The 15,747-nt window shown below is 67.8% G+C and carries 17 protein-coding genes; 6 read left to right on the top strand and 11 right to left on the bottom strand.

Annotated features, from left to right (window positions below; all coding sequences use genetic code 11):
* Positions 1-8: 8 nt before the first annotated feature.
* Positions 9-275, bottom strand: coding sequence for a 30S ribosomal protein S20 (gene rpsT, locus ACLSSQ_RS05990; protein ID WP_014238266.1), 267 nt, complete (start codon positions 273-275; stop codon positions 9-11).
* A gap of 171 nt (positions 276-446) precedes the next feature.
* On the opposite strand from rpsT, the gene murJ reads away from it, so the two are divergent.
* Complete coding sequence (gene murJ / locus ACLSSQ_RS05985; protein WP_152088845.1) at positions 447-1,991, top strand: murein biosynthesis integral membrane protein MurJ; 1,545 nt, start codon at positions 447-449, stop codon at positions 1,989-1,991.
* A 35-nt stretch (positions 1,992-2,026) separates the two neighbouring features.
* Complete coding sequence (locus ACLSSQ_RS05980; RefSeq protein ID WP_152088844.1) at positions 2,027-2,656, top strand: YbhB/YbcL family Raf kinase inhibitor-like protein; 630 nt, start codon at positions 2,027-2,029, stop codon at positions 2,654-2,656.
* Here the strand turns inward: ACLSSQ_RS05980 and ACLSSQ_RS05975 are convergent.
* Together ACLSSQ_RS05975 and ACLSSQ_RS05970 are read right to left on the bottom strand one after the other, a co-directional pair.
* Entirely contained in the window at positions 2,646-3,791 is a 1,146-nt protein-coding gene (locus ACLSSQ_RS05975; protein ID WP_416244058.1) for a MalY/PatB family protein, read from the bottom strand. The genes ACLSSQ_RS05980 and ACLSSQ_RS05975 overlap by 11 nt on opposite strands.
* Before the next feature lie 2 nt (positions 3,792-3,793).
* On the bottom strand, positions 3,794-4,186 hold the full coding sequence (locus tag ACLSSQ_RS05970; protein WP_152088842.1) for a cupin domain-containing protein: 393 nt from the start codon (positions 4,184-4,186) through the stop codon (positions 3,794-3,796).
* Between the two features lie 138 nt (positions 4,187-4,324).
* On the opposite strand from ACLSSQ_RS05970, the gene ACLSSQ_RS05965 reads away from it, so the two are divergent.
* A complete protein-coding gene (locus ACLSSQ_RS05965; RefSeq protein ID WP_205229971.1) occupies positions 4,325-5,095 on the top strand; it encodes an SDR family oxidoreductase in 771 nt (256 codons plus the stop codon).
* Positions 5,096-5,160: 65 nt separating this feature from the next.
* On the opposite strand, the gene ACLSSQ_RS05960 is transcribed toward ACLSSQ_RS05965, so the two are convergent.
* The 8 genes from ACLSSQ_RS05960 to ACLSSQ_RS05925 all read right to left on the bottom strand — a co-directional run bounded on the left by ACLSSQ_RS05960 (position 5,161) and on the right by ACLSSQ_RS05925 (position 12,495).
* A complete protein-coding gene (locus ACLSSQ_RS05960; protein ID WP_152088840.1) occupies positions 5,161-7,230 on the bottom strand; it encodes a sodium-translocating pyrophosphatase in 2,070 nt (689 codons plus the stop codon).
* Between the two features lie 116 nt (positions 7,231-7,346).
* Positions 7,347-8,615 carry a 6-phosphofructokinase gene (locus tag ACLSSQ_RS05955; RefSeq protein ID WP_205229972.1) on the bottom strand — a complete coding sequence of 423 codons (1,269 nt, stop codon included), beginning with the start codon at positions 8,613-8,615 and terminating at the stop codon, positions 7,347-7,349.
* A gap of 16 nt (positions 8,616-8,631) precedes the next feature.
* On the bottom strand, positions 8,632-9,285 hold the full coding sequence (gene adk, locus ACLSSQ_RS05950; RefSeq protein WP_014238274.1) for an adenylate kinase: 654 nt from the start codon (positions 9,283-9,285) through the stop codon (positions 8,632-8,634).
* A gap of 148 nt (positions 9,286-9,433) precedes the next feature.
* Positions 9,434-10,213, bottom strand: a complete 780-nt coding sequence (gene kdsB, locus ACLSSQ_RS05945; RefSeq protein ID WP_205229973.1) for a 3-deoxy-manno-octulosonate cytidylyltransferase — start codon at positions 10,211-10,213, stop codon at positions 9,434-9,436.
* A gap of 20 nt (positions 10,214-10,233) precedes the next feature.
* Positions 10,234-10,410 carry a Trm112 family protein gene (locus ACLSSQ_RS05940; RefSeq protein ID WP_416244057.1) on the bottom strand — a complete coding sequence of 59 codons (177 nt, stop codon included), beginning with the start codon at positions 10,408-10,410 and terminating at the stop codon, positions 10,234-10,236.
* Complete coding sequence (lpxK, locus tag ACLSSQ_RS05935; RefSeq protein WP_416244056.1) at positions 10,361-11,452, bottom strand: tetraacyldisaccharide 4'-kinase; 1,092 nt, start codon at positions 11,450-11,452, stop codon at positions 10,361-10,363. The genes ACLSSQ_RS05940 and lpxK overlap by 50 nt, the downstream gene beginning before the upstream one ends.
* Positions 11,453-11,455: 3 nt before the next feature.
* Entirely contained in the window at positions 11,456-11,875 is a 420-nt protein-coding gene (locus ACLSSQ_RS05930; protein ID WP_014238278.1) for an ExbD/TolR family protein, read from the bottom strand.
* Positions 11,876-11,889: 14 nt separating this feature from the next.
* Complete coding sequence (locus ACLSSQ_RS05925; protein WP_014238279.1) at positions 11,890-12,495, bottom strand: MotA/TolQ/ExbB proton channel family protein; 606 nt, start codon at positions 12,493-12,495, stop codon at positions 11,890-11,892.
* 397 nt (positions 12,496-12,892) lie between these two features.
* On the opposite strand from ACLSSQ_RS05925, the gene xseA reads away from it, so the two are divergent.
* From xseA to ACLSSQ_RS05910, 3 genes are all read left to right on the top strand, one after another.
* Positions 12,893-14,293: an exodeoxyribonuclease VII large subunit gene (xseA, locus tag ACLSSQ_RS05920; protein ID WP_416244055.1), complete on the top strand. Its 1,401-nt coding sequence runs from the start codon at positions 12,893-12,895 to the stop codon at positions 14,291-14,293.
* Between the two features lie 102 nt (positions 14,294-14,395).
* Positions 14,396-14,983, top strand: a complete 588-nt coding sequence (locus ACLSSQ_RS05915) for a superoxide dismutase (protein WP_014238281.1) — start codon at positions 14,396-14,398, stop codon at positions 14,981-14,983.
* 71 nt (positions 14,984-15,054) lie between these two features.
* Positions 15,055-15,732 (top strand): 2'-5' RNA ligase family protein, encoded by a 678-nt coding sequence (locus ACLSSQ_RS05910; protein WP_416244054.1) that lies wholly within the window; start codon positions 15,055-15,057, stop codon positions 15,730-15,732.
* Positions 15,733-15,747: the final 15 nt, after the last annotated feature.

Below are 15,747 nucleotides of genomic sequence, written 5' to 3'. Positions count from 1 at the left end.
CCGGGAGATCAGGCAGCCAGGGCCTTGATCGCAGCAGACAGGCGGCTCTTGTGACGGGAGGCCTTGTTCTTGTGGATGATTTTCTTGTCGGCAATACGGTCCAGAACGGCGACGGATTGCTGGAATACGGTTTGTGCGGCAGCCTTGTCGCCGGCCAGAACGGCCTTCTGGACGCGCTTGATAGCCGTACGCAGCGTGGAGCGCAGGCTGGCATTGTGAGCGCGTTGCTTCTCGGACTGGCGCGCGCGTTTGCGGGCTTGAGCGCTGTTGGCCATGAATTCTTCCTGAAAACGGGGGTTAATCGAAAGGGCGCGAGTTTACCGGTTCGCCAGGAAAAAGGCAAGCACTACATGCAATTGACCTTTTCGCCCCGCCCGCGGCCCGGGGACGGGCTAATATAGCGCCTTCGCCACGCCGCCGGTACCCCGGCCCCACGCTTCCCGTCTATGAATCTGCTTCGCGCCCTGGTCACCGTCAGCGGCATGACCCTGCTCTCCCGCCTGCTCGGCTTCGTCCGGGACTTCGTCATCGCCCGGGCCTTCGGCGCCGGCCTGGCCACCGACGCCTTCTTCGTCGCCTTCAAGCTGCCCAACCTGCTGCGCCGCCTCTTTGCCGAGGGGGCCTTCTCCCAGGCCTTCGTCCCCATCCTGGGGGAATACAAGAATCGGCGCGGCGAGGAAGAGGCCCGCCACCTGGTAGACCGGGTCGCCACCCTGCTCTTCCTGATCCTGACCCTGGTTACCGCCCTCGGCGTTGCCGGCGCCCCCATCCTGGTCTACATCTCCGCCCCCGGCTTTGCCGCCGAGGCGGAAAAGTTCGAACTGACGGTAACCCTGACCCGCATCACCTTCCCCTACATATTGTTCATGTCCCTGGTGGCCCTGTCGGGGGGCATCCTCAACACCTGGAGCCGCTTTGCCCTGCCGGCCTTCACGCCGGTGCTGCTCAATGTCAGCTTCATCGCCCTGGCCCTCTTCGCCACGCCCTGGTTCGACCAGCCGGCCCTGGTGCTGGGCTGGGCCGTCTTTGTCGGCGGCGTGCTGCAACTGGGGCTGCAACTGCCGGCCCTGCGCCGCATCGGCATGCTGCCCCGCTTCCGCTTCGACTGGAAGGACGAGGGGGTGCGCCGCATCCTGCGCCTGATGGCCCCGGCGGTGCTGGGCGTCTCGGTCAGCCAGGTGAGCCTGCTCATCAACACCGTGTTCGCCTCCTTCCTGCAGAGCGGCTCCGTCTCCTGGCTCTACTACGCCGACCGGCTCATGGAATTCCCCTCCGGCCTGCTGGGCGCCGCCCTGGGCACCATCCTCCTGCCCTCCCTGGCCAAGTACCACGCCGACGGCAAGGGTGAGGACTATGCCCGCCTGCTCGACTGGGGCCTGCGTCTGTGCCTGCTGCTGACCCTGCCGGCGGCCCTGGCCCTGGCCATCCTGGGCGTGCCCCTGATCGCCACCCTCTTCCACCACGGCGCCTTCACCGGCGCCGACGTGTTCCACACCCGGGACGCCCTGGCGGCCTACGCCGTGGGCCTCACCGGCCTGATCCTGGTCAAGGTCCTGGCGCCCGGCTTCTACGCCCGGCAGAACATCCGCACCCCGGTGAAGATCGCCCTGGCCTCCCTCTGCGCCACCCAGGCCATGAACCTGCTCTTCGTCGTCCTCCTCGACCTGGGTCATGCCGGCCTGGCCCTTTCCATCGGTCTGGCCGCCTGCCTCAACGCCTTCCTGCTTTATCAGGGCCTGCGCCGGCACGACATCTACCGGCCCCAGGCGGGCTGGCTGCCGTTCCTGCTGAAGCTGCTGGCGGCCCTGGCGGTGCTCGGCGCCGCCCTGTGGCTGGGCATGGGCCGGGAGGCAGACTGGCTGCTCTATTCCACCCTGCAACGCCTGTTGCATCTGGGAGCCCTGGTGGCCGGCGGCATCTTCGCCTACTTCGCCACCCTTTATGCACTTGGCTTTAGAATGAGGGACTTCAAACGCCGGGCCGCGGAATAGTCCGACGACCGGCACTTTTCAAGGAGGAGTGCAACGTGAAACTGGAAAGCAAGAGCTTCAGCGACGGCCAGCCGATTCCCGGGGAATTCGCCTTCTGTATCCCCCACGCCCAGCACCACGTTTGCCTCGGGGGTAACCACAACCCCCACCTCCGCTGGAGCGACGTGCCCATCGGTACCCGCTCCTTCGCCCTCATTTGCCACGACCCCGACGTGCCGTCCTCAGGCGACGACGTGAACCAGGAAGGCCGCAGCGTGCCGGCCGACCTGCCCCGGGTGGATTTCTTCCATTGGGTGCTGACGGACATCTCCGCCATGCGCCGGGAAATCCGGGCCGGCGAGTTCTGCAGCGAAGTGACACCCCGGGGCAAGCCCGGCCCCGCCAGCCTGGAAGGCAGCCGCCACGGCATCAACGACTACACCGGCTGGTTCGCAGGCGACGGCGACATGAGCGGCGACTACTACGGCTACGACGGCCCCTGCCCGCCCTGGAACGATGCCCTGCGGCACCGCTACGTATTCACCATCTACGCCCTGGACGTGGAACAGCTGCCGGTGACGGGCCGCTTCAGCGGCGCCGACCTGCGCCAGGCCATGGAGGGCCACATCCTGGCCCAGGCCCAGCTGACCGGCACCTACAGCCTCAACCCTGCCCTCAAGGCCTGAGCAGCCGCCCCATGCGCTCCAGGGCTGCCTCCAGGGTGGTCCCGGGGCAGCCGAAATTGAGACGGACAAAACCGGGGGCGCCAAACTCCCGGCCGTCCGACAGCCCCACGCCGGCGGCCTCGAAGGCCCGGGCCGGCTCCTCCAGGCCGCTCTGCCGCGCGTCGATCCAGGCCAGATAGGTGGCTTCCGGCGCCACCATCTCCAGCCCCGGCCAGCCGGCCACCGCCTGCACCACCCGCTCCCGGTTCTGCCGCAGATAGGCCAGCAGGGCCTCGCGCCACGGCTCGCCGTGGGCATAGGCGGCACCGCAGGCGGCCAGTCCCAGCACATTGACGTGGGGCACGATGCCCGCCATGGCCCGGGTGAAGCGGCGACGGATGGTGCTGTCGGAAATCACCGCGAAGGCGCAGGACAGCCCCGGGATGTTGTAGGTCTTGGAGGGCGCCATGAGGGTGACGCTGCGCCGGGCGGCTTCGGCGTCGAGGCAGGCGAAAGGCAGGTGGCGGGCGCAGGGTTCCAGTTGCAGGTCGGCGTGGATTTCGTCGGAGCAGACCAGCACGTCGTAACGCCCGCACAGCTCTGCCACCGTCTCCAGTTCGCTCCGGCTCCAGGCCCGGCCCACCGGATTGTGGGGATGGCAGAGGAGCAGCAGGGATGGCCGGGGATCGGCCTGCAGCGCCGCTTCCAGGGCAGCGAAGTCCCAGCACCAGCGCCCCTCCTGGCAGTGCAGCGGCACCGTGGCCAGGCGCCGCTCCGACAGGGCCGGAGCGGAGAGGAAGGGCGGATAGACGGGCACTGCCGAGAGCACCGTCTCCCCCGGCTCCGCCAGACCCCGGCAGGCCACGTTGAGACCGGTGACCAGGCCGGGCAGCCACACCAGCCACTCGGCCTGCACCTGCCAGCCGTAATCCCGGTCCAGGGCCTGCAACACGCTCCCGGTCACCTCGGGCGTGGCCCCGCCGTAACCGAAGACGCCGTGATCCACCCGCTGCCGCAGGGCTTCCAGCACCGCCGGCGGTGCCGCGAAATCCATGTCGGCCACCCACAGGGGCAGCACGTCCCGGCCGGCGTAGCGGCCCCACTTGAAGCTGTCGCTGCCCCGGCGCTCCACCGGGGTATCGAAATCGAAGGCCATGGTCAGACGCCGCTCCCCGCTTCCGCTTCCAGCAGTTCCGTATCGTCGTGGCGGTAGGCCGGGCTGCAGGCACACAGCACCACCAGGGGCTGGTCGCCGCTGTTCTCCAGGGCATGGGCGGTGCCCGGGGCGATATGCACGGTATCGCCGACGGCGATGAGGAAACGCCGCTCCCCCAGGGTCATGACGCCGTGGCCGGCGGTGACGTGGTACAGCTCCTCGCTCAGGCGGTGCCGGTGCAGCAGGGTGCGCGTTCCCGGCGGCACCGTGGCCTCGGCCAGGCTCTGCAGGCGGTTGCCGTGGACGTCGGGATGCATCAGCTCGCGGATTTCCGAGCCGTCCTTGGTGCGGTAGGCGGGAATGTCGGCGCGGGCGGTATGAAAGACAGGGCTCATGGCGGCAGTCGGGCGTGGCGGAGGAAGCATGCTGCCACAGACCCGCCCCCCGGGGAAACGCCCATGGACGCCGCCGGTCCGGCCCGCTAAGCTGGGCCGGCGGGGCGACGGCCGCCCCACGACACAAGGATCACGCCCATGCACAAGACCCTCCTCATCACCGGCGGCTCCCGCGGCATCGGCGCCGCCACCGTGCGCCTGGCCGCCCGGGCCGGCTACGCGGTGTGCTTCAGCTACCGCCAGGATGCCGCGGCGGCGCAACAGCTGGTGGCGGAAGTGGCCCGGGAGAGCGGCCGGGATAGTGGCCGGGAAGGCTCGCCGATATTGGCTTTCCAGGCCGACATCAGCCGTGAAGAGGAAATCCGGGCCCTCTTCGCCGCGGCGGAACAGCGTTTCGGCCCCCTCTCGGCCCTGGTCAACAACGCCGGCATCCTGGAGCACCAGACCCGGGTCGAGGACATGGACGGGGAGCGCCTGCAGCGCATCTTCGCCACCAACGTCATCGGCACCTTCCTCTGCTGCCGGGAAGCGGTGCGCCGCCTGTCCACCCGCCATGGCGGCCACGGCGGCGCCATCGTCAATCTTTCCTCCCGCGCCGCCCACCTGGGCGCGGCCGGGGAATACGTGGACTACGCCGCCTCCAAGGCTGCCATCGACACCCTCACCCTGGGCCTGGCCCGGGAGGTGGCGGCGGAAGGCATCCGCGTCAATGCGGTGGCTCCCGGCCTCATCGACACCGACATCCATGCCAGCGGCGGCGAGCCGGGCCGGGTGGAACGGCTGCGAACGGGCATTCCCATGCAGCGGGGCGGCACACCGGAGGAAGTGGCCAAGGCCATTCTCTGGCTGCTATCGGAGGAAGCCTCCTACACCACCGGCGCCATCCTGGACGTGGCCGGCGGCCGCTAGCCCGCCGCCGGTACGGCCATGAAAAAAGGCGGCCGCAGCCGCCTTTTGCTTGCCGGAGGAAAGCCTCAGGCCATCAGTTTCACCACCAGGGGCACGATCAGCAGGGCCACGATGTTGATGATCTTGATCAGGGGATTCACCGCCGGGCCGGCGGTGTCCTTGTAGGGGTCGCCCACGGTGTCGCCGGTCACCGCCGCCTTGTGGGCGTCGGAACCCTTGCCGCCGAAGTGGCCGTCCTCGATGTACTTCTTGGCATTGTCCCAGGCGCCGCCGCCGGTGGTCATGGAGATGGCGACGAAGAGACCGGTGACGATGGTGCCCATGAGCACCCCGCCCAGGGCCTTGGGCCCGAGGAACAGCCCCACCAGCACCGGCACCAGCACCGGCAGGATGGAAGGCAGGATCATTTCCTTGATGGCGGACTTGGTCAGCATGTCCACCGCCCGGGAGTAATCGGGCTTGGCCGTGCCTTCCATGATGCCCTTGACCTCGCGGAACTGGCGCCGCACTTCCTCCACCACCGAGCCGGCAGCCCGGCCCACGGCCTCCATGGCCATGGCGGCGAAGAGGTAGGGGATCAGGCCCCCGATGAAGAGGCCGACGATCACCAGGGGGTCGGAGAGGTCGAACTTGAGGGACTGGCCGGCCGACTCCAGGGCGTGGGTGTAGTCGGCGAACAGCACCAGGGCGGCCAGGCCGGCGGAACCGATGGCGTAGCCCTTGGTCACGGCCTTGGTGGTGTTGCCCACCGCATCCAGGGGATCGGTGACGCCGCGCACGGAGTCGGGCAGCTCGGCCATTTCGGCGATGCCGCCGGCGTTGTCCGTGATGGGGCCGTAGGCGTCCAGGGCGACGACGATGCCGGTCATGGAGAGCATGGAGGTGGCGGCAATGGCGATGCCGTAGAGCCCGGCCAGATGGTGGGCCACCAGGATGGCCAGACACACGGCCAGCACCGGCCAGGCGGTGGACTTCATGGAGACGCCCAGGCCGGCAATGATGTTGGTTGCATGGCCAGTCTGGGAGGCCGAGGCCACGTGCTTCACCGGCGCATAGTCGGTGCCCGTGTAGTACTCGGTGATCCACACCAGCACGGCGGTCAGCACCAGGCCGACGACGGAGGCGCCGAAGATGGCATTGACGCCGATGACCTTGCCGTCCGCCAGGGGCACGCCCTCCGGCAGCATCCAGGTGGTGATGGGATAGAAGGCGATCAGGGCCAGCACGCCGGCCACCGCCAGGCCGCGGTAGAGGGCGGCCATGATCTTGCCGCCTTCCGTGGTCTTGACGAAGAAGCAGCCGATGATGGAAGCGATGATGGAGACACCGCCCAGGGCCAGGGGATACACCACCAGGTTGTCGTTGGCCGCCGGCACGCCCTTGAGCATGAGGGCGCTCAGCACCATGGTGGCCACCACGGTCACGGCGTAGGTCTCGAACAGGTCGGCCGCCATGCCGGCGCAGTCGCCCACGTTGTCGCCCACGTTGTCGGCGATCACGGCGGGGTTGCGCGGGTCATCTTCGGGAATCCCGGCTTCCACCTTGCCCACCAGGTCGGCGCCCACGTCGGCGCCCTTGGTGAAGATGCCGCCACCGAGACGGGCGAAGATGGAAATGAGGGAGCCGCCGAAGGCCAGGCCCACCAGGGGTTCAACGATGTGGTAGATGTCGGTGCCAGGCGCGGCGCCGGCCTTGAGGATGGCGTAGTAGCCGGCCACCCCCAGGAGCGCCAGGCCCACCACCAGCATGCCGGTGATGGCGCCGCCCTTGAAGGCCACGTCCAGGGCCGGGGCGATGCCGCCCCGGGCTGCCTCGGCGGTGCGCACGTTGGCCCGCACCGAGACGTTCATGCCGATGAAGCCGGTGGCGCCGGAGAGCACAGCACCGATGAGGAAGCCGATGGCGGTGCTCCAGGCGAGGAAAATGCCGATGACGACGAACAGCACCGCACCGACGATGCCGATGGTGGTGTATTGCCGGTTGAGATAGGCGGATGCCCCCTGCTGGATGGCCTTGGCGATTTCCTGCATCCGCTCGTTACCGGCGGGCAGGCCGAGGATCCACTTGCTGGAGATGGCGCCGTAAAGCACCGCCAGCACCGCACACACTAGCGCTAACAACAGACCTGATGACATGAACTCCCTCCTAGATAGTGGTAAAGCTCAGGCCGTTCGGGCGATGGTCCGTCCTTACGGTCCGGTTTGCTACAGAGAAACAAACCTTTCCTGCCGCGCCGGGGCGATGCTGGGTCTTACACCTTGAACTCTCCCAGCTGCCGGGGCACGGCAATATTCTTCAGACTGACGTAATCGGGCAGGCCGTGCCGGTAGGGCGGATAGTCCTCCCCTTCGATCAGGGGCGCCAGGTAGGCACGGCACTTGTCGGTGATGTGGAAGCCGTCGGCGCTGATGAAATCCGCCGGCATCTTGCGCTCCACATTGGCCACGTCCTTCAGTTCGGCCACGCCCACTTCCCAGCGGTAGGGCGCATCGGCGAGGCGTACCACGGTGGGCATCACCGCATTGCGGCCGGCCACGGCCAGCTCCACCGCCGCCTTGCCCAGGGCATAGGCCTGGTCGGCATCGGTCTTGGAGGCGATGTGGCGGGCGGCCCGCTGCAGGTAGTCGGCCAGGGCCCAGTGGTACTTGTGGCCCAGCTTGTCCTTGATCAGCTGGGCGATCCACTGGCCGGCGCCACCCAGTTGGGAATGGCCGAAGGCATCCTTGCCGCCCTGCTCGGAAACGAACTTGCCGTCGGCCGTCTTCAGGCCTTCGGAGACGGCGATGGTGCAGTAGTCGTAGCGGTCCACGCACTGCTGCACCCGGGCCAGGAAGGCGGCCTCGTCGAAGGGCACTTCGGGGAACAGCAGGATGTGGGGCGGCTGGCCGGTCTCGACCCCGGCACCGGAAGCCAGGCCGCAGGCGGCGGTGATCCAGCCGGCATGGCGGCCCATGACTTCGAGGACGAAAATCTTGGTGGAAGTGCGGGCCATGGAGGCCACGTCCAGCCCCGCTTCGCGGATGGAGGTGGCGACGTACTTGGCCACGGAGCCGAAGCCCGGGCAGCAGTCGGTGAGAGGGAGGTCGTTGTCCACCGTCTTCGGTACGCCGACGCAGATCAGCGGGTGGCCCATCTTCTCGGACAGCTGGGAAACCTTCCAGGCGGTATCCATGGAATCATTGCCGCCGTTGTAGAAGAAGTAGCCGATGTCATGGGCACGACAGACTTCGATCAGGCGCTCGTACTGGGCCCGATGCTCTTCGATGGACTTGAGCTTGTAGCGGCAGGAGCCGAAGGCGGCTCCCGGGGTGGTGCGCAGCCGGGCGATGTCCGCGGGGGACTCCAGGCTGGTGTCGATCAGGTCTTCGGTGAGGGCGCCGACGATGCCGTTGCGCCCGGCGAAGACCTTGCCGATTTTGTCCGGATGGGCCCGCGCCGTCTCGATGACGGCGCAGGCGGAGGCGTTGATCACGGCGGTGGGCCCGCCGGACTGGGCGTAGAAGGCGTTTTTCACCGCCATGGTGATCCGCCTCCCCTTACTTCAGCGCTGCGAAAGCCGCGTTCTTGATGTCTTCCACGGAACCGACGCCGGCGATCTTGCGGTACTTGGGGGCGTTGGCGTCGCCGGTGGCGGCCCACTTGCCGTAGTAATCCACCAGGGGCTTGGTCTGGGAGTGATACACGTCCAGGCGCTTCTTGACGGTTTCTTCCTTGTCGTCGTCGCGCTGGATCAGGTCTTCACCGGTCTCGTCGTCCTTGCCGGCCACCTTGGGCGGGTTGAAGGTGACGTGGTAGGTGCGGCCGGAGGCCACATGCACGCGACGGCCGCTCATGCGGGAGATGATGTCGCTGTCGGGCACGTCGATTTCCAGCACGAAGTCGATGGCCACGCCGGCAGCCTTCATGGCTTCGGCCTGGGGAATGGTGCGAGGGAAACCGTCGAACAGGTAGCCGGCCTTGCAGTCGTCCTGCTGCAGGCGGTCCTTCACCAGACCGATGATGATGTCGTCGGAAACCAGGCCGCCGGCGTCCATCACCTTCTTGGCTTCGATGCCCAGGGGGGTGCCGGCCTTGACGGCGGCACGCAGCATGTCGCCGGTGGAAATCTGGGGGATGCCGAATTTTTCGCGGATGAATTGGGCCTGGGTGCCCTTACCGGCGCCGGGAGCGCCGAGGAGAATCAGTCGCATGGAGTCCTCGGAATGTGTGCGATGACGTGATGTCAGTCAGAAGTGCGTTGATTGAATTTATGTTTTTGTACAGGTCTGGCGCTGTTCTGGCGGCGGCCTTGGGGAAGCCGCTGGGGTTGTGTTCACCCCTCTTTTTAAGGAGCGAAAATTACTCGGAAATTCCTTCTCGGTCAAACCATTTGCGCATGCGCACCGCATCTTCCGGGGTATCCACGCCGGGGGCCGGCAGGCTGTCGGAAATGGCCACGCTGATGCGGTAGCCGTGCCACAGGGCCCGCAGCTGCTCCAGGCATTCGAACTGCTCCAGGGGCGAGACGGCCAGGCCGGAGTAGGCCTTGAGGAAGGCGGCCCGGTAGGCGTAGAGGCCGATGTGGCGGTAGGCGGGGAAGTCCGCCGGCAGGGTTTCACCGCCGCCTTCCCGGGCGAAATGGTCCCGGGCGTAGGGGATGGGCGCCCGGGAGAAATACAGGGCATCGCCGTCGGCCTTGCACACCAGCTTGACGATATTGGGATTGAAGAACTCGGCGGCCTCGGACAGGCCGTGGCCCACGGTGGCGATGTCGGCCCCGCTCTCGGCCAGGCGGTTCGCCGTGGCGGAAATCAGTTCCGGCTCGATGAGGGGCTCGTCGCCCTGCACATTGACCACCAGGGTGTCGTCGCTCCAGCCCCGCAGGGCCACCACTTCGGCCAGCCGGTCGGTGCCGGTGGGATGGTCGTCCCGGGTCAGCAGCACATTGAGGCCGTGGGCCCGGCAGGCTGCCTCCACCTCCCGGTGGTCGGTCGCCACCCAGATTTCCTCGGCGCCGGAAAGGGCCGCCCGTTCTGCCACCCGCACCACCATGGGCTTGCCGCCCAGGTCCAGCAGGGGCTTGGCCGGCAGGCGGGAGGAAGCGTAGCGGGCGGGAATGACGACCTTGAAGCGTTGCATGGCGGGATTCCGGGCAGGGCTCAGTTTTCGTCCTGGCCCAGGGTGCGGGCTTCTTCCTCGAGCATGATGGGAATGTCGTCCCGCACCGGGAAGGCCAGCTTGCAGGGTTTGCAGACCAGTTCCTTCTGCTCCTTGCGGTACTTCAGACTACTCTTGCACACCGGGCAGACCAGGATGTCCAGCAACCGTGCGTCCATTGATTTTCTCCAGAACAAAAGCGGATAGGTCGGGGGTCAGCTGGGCGTCCACCGGCAACACCCAGGCTTCGCCCCCGTAGATGGCCGCGCATTTTACCCCATCCTTGGCGGTGGTAAGGAGCACGCCGTCCCGGGCGAAGGCCAGGTCGGCGGCGGTGTAGGCGTGGTGATCGGGAAAGGCCCGGGCCTCCACCGTCAGACCCAGTTCGGCAAGGGTGCGAAAAAAGCGCTGGGGATGGCCGATGCCGGCCACGGCGTAGAGCCGCTTGCCGGCCAGGTCGGCGGCGCTGCATTGCCGGGACGGGTCCTGCAGGCCATGGAACGATGCGGGCCGCAGGTCCATGCGGAACAGGGGCGGCGTCGCCGCCTTGGCGGAGAAGAGCAGTTCGGCGGCCATGCCGTTGCCCACCACCGCATCCACCTGGGCCAGGCGCTGCCGCGGCTCCCGCAGGGGGCCCACCGGCAGCAGGCGGCCGTTGCCCAGGCCGCGCACGTCGCACACGGCGATTTCCACGTCCCGGGCCAGACGGTAGTGCTGCAGGCCGTCGTCGCAGAGGATCAGGTTGCAATCGGGGGATGCCGCCAACAGGGCCCGGGCCGCCGCCGCCCGGTCCCGGCCGATCCATACCGGACAGCCGCTTTCCCGGGCCAGCAGCAGGGGCTCGTCGCCCACCTGTGCGGGCGTCGCCTCGGGGCTGACGGCCGCCACGCCTTCCTGGGCGCTACCGTAGCCGCGGCTGACGATGCCCGGACGCAGGCCGGCAGCCCGCAGCTGCCGGGCCAGATAGAGGGTCAGGGGAGTTTTGCCGGCACCGCCGACGATGATGTTGCCCACCACCACCACGGGCACCGGCAGGCGCGCCGACCCCAGCCAGCCGTGGCGGAACGCCAGGCGGCGCAGGGTCGTCAGGCCCCGGAACAGCCAGGAGATGGGGGTCAGCAGGTTGAACAGCAGGGTGTCGAACCAGGCCGGGGCGCCATCACCCCGGCGCGGCAAGGCGCCGCGAAACCAGAACTTCTGCAGTCGCGGGCCTAGGGCCATGCCTTATTTCTGGGGCGCCTGGGTGGCGAAGGAGATGCGGGGATAGCCGGCGCTCTGGGCCGCCTGCATCACGTCCACCACGCTCTGATGGGTGGCCTTGGCGTCCGCATTGATGACGATGACCGGGTCCTTCTGGCTACCGGCGGCCCGGCGCAGGGCCTCGGCGATGACCGGCACGTCGGGCGTACTCAGGGGCGACTTGTTGACCAGCACCTGGCCGCTGGCGGTGACGGCCACGCTGACTTCCTGGGGCTGCTCCGGATTCTGGGAGGAATCGGCGGTGGGCAGATTGATTTCCAGGCCGGAGAACTTGGCGTAGGTGGTGGTGAGCATGAGGAAGATGATGATCACCAGGAGCACGTCGATCAACGGAATCAGGTTGATCTCTGGCTCCTCCCGGTGGCGGCCTTGACGGAATTGCATGATCGGGCGCCCGCTCAGTTACGTTCGCCGTGGACCACTTCCACCAGCTTCACCGCCTGCTGCTCCATCTCGATGACGAAGCTGTCCACCAGGGCGCGGAAGTGGCGCCAGAAGATCATGGCGGGAATGGCGATCACCAGGCCGAAGCCGGTGTTGTAGAGGGCGATGGAAATGCCGTGGGCCAGCTGCATGGGGTTGGCACCGGTGGGCGCCTGGGAGCCGAAGATCTCGATCATGCCGACGACGGTGCCGAAGAGGCCCATCAGGGGGCTGATGGAGGCGATGGTGCCGAGGGTGGTGAGGTAGCGCTCCAGCTCGTGGGTGACGCCGCGGCCGGCTTCCTCGATGGATTCCTTCATCACTTCGCGGCTGCTCTTGACGTTGCGCAGGCCGGCGGCCAGCACCCGGCCCAGGGGCGAACCCTGCTCCAGGGCATTGATGGCGGCTTCATTGACGGTTCCCTGGCGCACTTCGCCGACGACCCGGGCCAGCAATCCTTCGGGAGCCACCTTGCTGCGGCGCAGGGCCACCAGACGTTCGATGATGAGGGCAAGGGCGATGATGGATGCGAACAGCAGGGGCCAGATGGGCCAGCCAGCAGCCTGGATGATGGCGAACACGGAACCTCCCAAGGGTCTTTTTAAGCCCGCAACTTTAGCCTGCCCCTCATGCTTCGGGCAAGTCCCGCCCGCCCGGCGGCAGCCCGGCCGGACCGTCCCTTTGCCCGGCCCGCCCCGGGGCCGGCATCCCGGAGGAATTTTCCACCGGCATGGCAGGCCCGGGGCGGGCTTATCCCGGCTTATCCACAAAACCTGTGGATAACTTTGTGGATAGCCTGTCATCAAATTGTCTAAGTCGGGCTGGGACAAGGGTTTTTCTTGCTCTGCCGCAAAAAGGGGCACTCCACAACAATTCATTTAAAAACATATAGATAAGATAAATCCACAACAGGCAAGGGATATTTTTCCGCCGTTCCCCCCGGCTCGGCGGCGGGCCGGCTGACGTAAAATGGCGCCCATGCCCGACTACCCTGCCCGTCCCGCCTATTCCCCCGCCCGCCAGGAGCCCTTTGCCGCCGACGGCGGCCGGGAAGTGATCAGCGTCAGCAGCCTCAACCGCCTGGCCCGGCAGCGGCTGGAATCCGCCTTTCCCCTGTGCTGGGTCAGCGGCGAAATCTCCAACCTGACCGTGGCCGCCTCCGGCCACGCCTATTTCTCCCTCAAGGATCCCCAGGCCCAGGTGCGTTGCGTCATGTTCCGCAACAAGGCCCAGACCCTGGGCTTCCGCCTGGAGAACGGCCTCCAGGTGGAGGCCCGGGTGCTGGTCTCCCTCTACGAGCCCCGGGGCGACTTCCAGCTCAATGTGGAAGGCATGCGCCGGGCCGGCCAGGGCGACCTCTACGAACGCTTCCTGCGGCTCAAGGCCAAGCTGGAGGCGGAAGGCCTCTTCGCCGCCGAGCGCAAGCGTCCCCTGCCCGCCCATCCGCGCACCCTGGGCATCGTCACCAGCCCCCAGGCCGCCGCCCTGCGCGATGTGCTGACCACCCTGGCGCGGCGGGCGCCCCATGTGAAGGTGGTGCTGTACCCCACCCTGGTCCAGGGCGAGGAAGCACCGCGCCAGATCGCCGCCGCCATCGAGACCGCCGCCAGCCGCCGGGAATGCCAGGTGCTGCTGGTGGTGCGCGGCGGCGGCAGCATCGAGGACCTGTGGGCCTTCAACGACGAAGGCGTGGCCCGGGCCATCGCCGCCTGCCCCATGCCCGTGGTCAGCGGCGTCGGCCACGAGACCGACTTCACCATCGCCGACTTCGCCGCCGACCTGCGCGCCCCCACTCCCACGGCCGCCGCCGAACTGGCCAGCCCGGACCGGGATGCGCTGCGCGACCACCTGCAACGCCTCGCCGGCCAATTCTCCCGCCGCATGCACCGCCGCCTGGAGGAAGCCCAGCAGCGCCTGGACTGGACCGCCCGCCGCCTCAAGCACCCGGCCGAACGCCTGGCCCTGCAGCAGCAGAATCTCCACGCCCTGGGCCAGCGCCTGCAACACGCCCTGGGCCGCCGCCTGGAACGGGCCGGCTTCGATCTAGAGCGGACCCGCCAGCGCCTGCGCCTGGCCCGGCCCCAGCCGGGGGCCCAGGCCGCCCGCCTGGAAGCCCTGCAGACCCGCCTGGCCAACGCCCTGCAGCGCACCCTGCAGACCCGCCGCGGCCAGTTGGAGCGCCTCGCCGCCGGCCTCACCCACCTCAATCCGGAGGCCGTGCTGTCTCGGGGCTATGCCATCGCCTTCGACCAGCAGGGCCAGGCGGTCCACGATGCCGGGGCACTGGCAGCGGGTCAGCGCCTGACCCTGCGCCTGCACCGGGGCGAACGCCAGGTGGAAGTGCGGGGCGAATCCGACACCGCCCCCGGAGCGAACTGATCGATCCCGGGGAACCGCCGCCGACTTGCGTTGTCTGTGGTGCTGCGACTGTCTAGAATTGACGGTTACCCCAACCAACCCGCCTACTAAACGGAGAATAAGATGGAACATCAACTGCCCGCCCTGCCCTACGCCAAGAACGCCCTGGCTCCCCACATTTCCGAAGAAACCTTCGACTACCACTACGGCAAGCACCACCAGGCCTACGTGACCAACCTGAATAACCTGATCAAGGGCACCGAGTACGAGAACCTGGGTCTGGAAGAAATCTTCAAGAAGGCCCCCGCCGGCGGCATCTACAACAACGCCGCCCAGGTGTGGAACCACACCTTCTTCTGGAGCTCCATGAAGCCCGCTGGCGGCGGCGCTCCCACCGGCGCCCTGGCTGACGCCATCAACAAGAAGTGGGGTTCCTTCGACGAGTTCAAGAAGGCCTTCACCGCCTCCGCCGTGGGCAACTTCGGTTCCGGCTGGACCTGGCTGGTGAAGAAGGACGACGGCTCCGTGGACATCGTCAACACCGGCGCCGCCGGCAACCCCCTGAAGACCGGCGAAGGCAAGCCCCTGCTGACCATCGACGTGTGGGAACACGCCTACTACATCGACTACCGCAACGCCCGCCCCAAGTTCGTCGAGACCTTCCTGGCCTCCCTGGCCAACTGGGACTTCGCTGCCCAGAACTTCGCCTGATCACCTGATCTGGCCGCAAAACGGGACTGGCAACAGTCCCGTTTTTTTATGCCCGGATTTTTCTAGCCATCATGCTGCAAGCCACCGACGCCTTCACCCTGGCCTGCCGCCACGACGATTTCAGCGACTGGCACCAGGGCCGGCACCGCTACGCCGTGTGGGCCATTACCGCCGACACCCCGGTGCTGACGGCCGCCGTGGACAGCCTCAAGGCGCAGCTGGCCCCCTGGCTGCTGCCCGGCTACCGGCGCCAGCCCCACATCACGGTGGCCCTGGGCGGTTTTCCCGCCCCGGCGCGGCAACGGGCCGACGACTACAGCCCCGCCTGCCTCGCCGCCCAGGTGGCGGCCCTGGAGCGGGCAGCACCACCGCCCTTCAGCCTGGAACTGGGCCCCTGCGCCACCTTTGCCTCGGCGCCCTACCTGGCGGTGGGCGGCGACGGCCCCAGCCTGCTGCAACTGCGCCAGGCCCTGCTCGACTCCCATCCGGAACGGGACGACTTCCCCTACACCCCCCACCTGACCCTGGGCCTCTACGGCGACACCTATCCCCTGGCGCCCGTGCAGGCGCGGCTGCAGGGCCTCGCCCCGGGACCGGGCCTGGTGCTGCCGGTGCGCCACCTGGACCTGATGACCTACGCCGCCGACACCATCGGCGGCCCCCTGCACACCGTGGCCCGCTTCGACCTGCAGCAGCGGCACCTGGAAGCGGAAGCGCAAGCCCTGGCCGGGCTCTTTACCCAGCTTTAACCGCCGCCGGGTAGT

The organism is Azospira sp. APE16 (assembly GCF_047901315.1).
In the GTDB taxonomy this organism is placed as follows: Bacteria; Pseudomonadota; Gammaproteobacteria; order Burkholderiales; family Rhodocyclaceae; genus Azospira; species Azospira oryzae.
Note: the sequence above shows the minus strand (reverse complement) of the source record. Positions and strands in the feature narration are given on the sequence as shown.